At 34.2% G+C, this 3,241-nt stretch carries 4 protein-coding genes and 1 pseudogene; 1 reads left to right on the top strand and 4 read right to left on the bottom strand.

From position 1 onward, the window contains the following. Positions 1 to 107 precede the first annotated feature (107 nt). The 4 genes from QZ548_RS08655 to QZ548_RS08640 all read right to left on the bottom strand — a co-directional run bounded on the left by QZ548_RS08655 (position 108) and on the right by QZ548_RS08640 (position 2,651). Positions 108 to 515: a hypothetical protein gene (locus QZ548_RS08655; RefSeq protein WP_295869733.1), complete on the bottom strand. Its 408-nt coding sequence runs from the start codon at positions 513 to 515 to the stop codon at positions 108 to 110. A gap of 269 nt (positions 516 to 784) precedes the next feature. Further along, entirely contained in the window at positions 785 to 1,417 is a 633-nt protein-coding gene (locus tag QZ548_RS08650; protein ID WP_295869731.1) for a hypothetical protein, read from the bottom strand. A gap of 138 nt (positions 1,418 to 1,555) precedes the next feature. Further along, entirely contained in the window at positions 1,556 to 1,984 is a 429-nt protein-coding gene (locus tag QZ548_RS08645) for a VOC family protein (protein WP_295825152.1), read from the bottom strand. 49 nt (positions 1,985 to 2,033) lie between these two features. Continuing rightward, positions 2,034 to 2,651: a DNA alkylation repair protein gene (locus QZ548_RS08640; protein WP_295869729.1), complete on the bottom strand. Its 618-nt coding sequence runs from the start codon at positions 2,649 to 2,651 to the stop codon at positions 2,034 to 2,036. A 319-nt stretch (positions 2,652 to 2,970) separates the two neighbouring features. Between QZ548_RS08640 and QZ548_RS08635 the strand changes: the two are divergent. Continuing rightward, a pseudogene (locus QZ548_RS08635) lies at positions 2,971 to 3,241 on the top strand (hypothetical protein); the annotation flags it as partial.

Raw genomic sequence — 3,241 nt, 5'->3', positions numbered from 1 at the left:
GCTATTTTTTCGTTCATATGAGACTATGTCACATATTGACATCCCTTGTCATATATAGAATAACACTTCACTATATTATAGTCAATGTAGCCTCTACTCAAATACTCTTAAAAGCTTATCCACTCTAAATCCTCAAAATCATTGAGAATTCGTTTATCCATTTTTACCACTTGATTAGTTAACTCTATTCGATTATTAATAAATGAAATATCTGTATACCAGTCCTTTAAACTAGCATATACTTCATTCTCTAAATCAATAATCATAGTTTCTATGGGATCCCAGGTTTTACATCTTACAGACTCGACCATAACCATACTAGTCCCTATGAAAGTAACATCCCTACCATAAATCCAAAATGGCAATGTCTGTCCCTTTATAGTAATGGAGTATATGGCATCTCCATGAGGTGGTTCCGTTTCATATTGTGCTTTTATTTTGTACTTTTCCATTATCTTGTTGCTAGCATTTTCTATATATGGCAACGTTGAAATTCTGTAATTTTCTGCGTTCATATAAGCTCCATTATTTTAATATTAAACACAACAAAGGTTACCTATGTAATCATCATAGTTCTGTTATCAGTAGTCACTATCATTGCACTAATTAAATAGTACAACGATAAACGCCTAACGTATAGAGGAGTGCAGTCCTCTAACACGTTAGGCGCCATCATAATTTTGTTCAGTTTTAGATGAGCCTAACGCCCTAATCACGTTAATGGGCTCTCTTTATATGTATATTATAAGCTAATCATAATTAAAAAAATAGTACAATAAATAACTCAATTTATACCTACACTCTTAATAATTTTCCTAGCCCGGTTAACAGAAATAGGCTCATTAAATAAGAGCACATGGTTCTGCCCCTCATACTCCCAAGATGCTAAGTAAACAGAGTCATCTACCATTCGATAGATTACCGTCATGCCATTTACAACCTCTGTTTTCTGAGGCACATAATCCTTATAGTCACCTGCGATATTACCAGATAAAGTAGATACGCGATATTTAATATACTTCGGCATATCATCTACACGGTCAAAGTATTTTCCTTTTAAAAGCTCATGATAGGAATATACTACTTGTAGTACATCATGATCCACAATAGATACATGTACAGGGCGGAGACCCGCTACCCCACTTGGTAACTGCGGTTTAAAGTTCAAATGCTGCTTAGCCTCATATACAGTATCAAACACCTCTATTGCCTGACCCTCGCGAGTACTTCTATAATCGCTATCAGTCATAGTGCAACTGCCAAGTCCATCTGGACAAGGAAACTCATTTCGATCACCGTAGGGCTGGTCATAAATAGAATTACCATTGAGACGAAAGCGCATCAAGTCATCTGCGGAAGCGACATTGATAGAACCTATAAAAGCTAACACAGCCAATGCACATATAACCTTTTTCATGATATATTCCCCTATAAACAACATGTATTAAGTAAATTATATCACTAAAAGAACAAATGCCTATATAATACTAGTTACAGCATGATTCTAAGTCTATAATAAGCTGATGCCGAAGACACGCCTAAGCAAGATTAACTACTAAAATTCCAATAATCCCTTTTCATCAAACTTAAAGTTTGGCCCCCATGCAACTTCCCAGTAATATCCATCTGGATCAGTAAAATATGCATGATAACCACCCCAAAAAATATCTTGTGGTTCTTTTACAATTCTTCCCCCAGCATTTCGCACTAATTCAATGACACTATCAACATCTTCTTTATGCTCAACATTGTAAGCTAATGTAATTCCTGCAAATCCATCTCCCATTGGAGGATTGCTTTCATCAATATCTTTTGCTAATTGTTCCAAAGGAAATAGTTCAAATTTTGTCCCTGCTGTATCGAAAAATATTACTGGCGGATTATTTTCTTTACAGTCAGTCTTATATCCCAAACCATCTCTATAAAACTTTATTGATCGTTCCATGTCTCTAACGCCTAAGCATATGCAAGTGATCTTATTCATTACTACCTCCATAGTTTACAATTACATTAATCAGATAAACTTGAATTTGTCAGCTAATAAATTTACTCGCCAATTTGTACACTTGATTTATTTCTTTGCTGTCTAATTTCCAATTATTAAGTTCAGCTTTAATTAATTCAGGAAATTTTTTGCTAATATCTCTTAAAGCATTGCCTACCGATTTTCTGACATATTCGCTGGTATCTTCTTTTAGTGCAGCAATACGCTTAATAGCTTCCTTCGGATTATCTTTAAAATATGGTCTACTCATCCATATTCTTAATCCCTCTATAACGGCTCTCCTCGTATTTGGATTATGATTATCTAACCATTCATCAATAATTGGAAGAGCTTTTTCATACCCGGTCTTTCTGCAAAATTCATCAAATGCCTTTGCTAATACTTCCTGAACTCTCCAATTATCATCTTCAGACACTTCATCTCTCATAAATACCAAAATATCTTTTTTATCTGATAAATATCCAAAAAGAAATACACCGTACATTCTTACTTGATAGATATCAGATTTATAGGCTAAAAATGCCAATTCCTTGATATATTCAGTATCATTAGATTTATAATCGGCCAAGGCTCGTCTTTCTTCCTCTTTGAAGCCATTTTCTATCAAGGAAAACTCTGTTTCTAAACTCCTAATATACGCTTTCAAAGAAACTCACCTCACTTACAAATTCTAATTTGTTTATAACGCTCTGATTCTAGCCTTTACAAAATCAATAAAACTATGTTTTCAATACAGCTACATTGCGCCAATTTTTGGTATTCAGCTTTTATTATTAAATTATATCAAAAAATTTTCTCAGTAATCATCACAAATCTATCACATTTGATAGTATCTATCGCAAATCATTCTACTATTCAAAATTATTGTAGGTGCTATAATGAACTCAACAAAAGGAACAGATACTCATATGATACTAAATGCACTATTCCAAACTATAGTTAGTAATTATATGGAGGAAATAATCATGACACATACACAATTAACACAACTCGTACAAGCATTATTAGATGCACCGACAAGCAATCCTAAAGTAAAAGAATTCGCTCAATCTTGGATTAATGCAGAAGGTACACCTAAACAAGAAGAACTTACAAAACAACTCGTATCCGTAGCAGAACAAAACATTGCACTTATCGACGAAGTAATCGACTATGCACGCTCTGAACGTGCTATACAAAGCCTTGGCGAAGAAGGCGCAGCTAACCTATTACAACACGCTAAAGACATCAAAGCTT

The organism is uncultured Veillonella sp. (assembly GCF_915069625.1).
Taxonomy (GTDB): Bacteria; Bacillota; Negativicutes; order Veillonellales; family Veillonellaceae; genus Veillonella.
The sequence above is the reverse complement of the archived record's forward strand: the minus strand, read 5'-3'. Positions and strand labels throughout refer to the sequence as shown.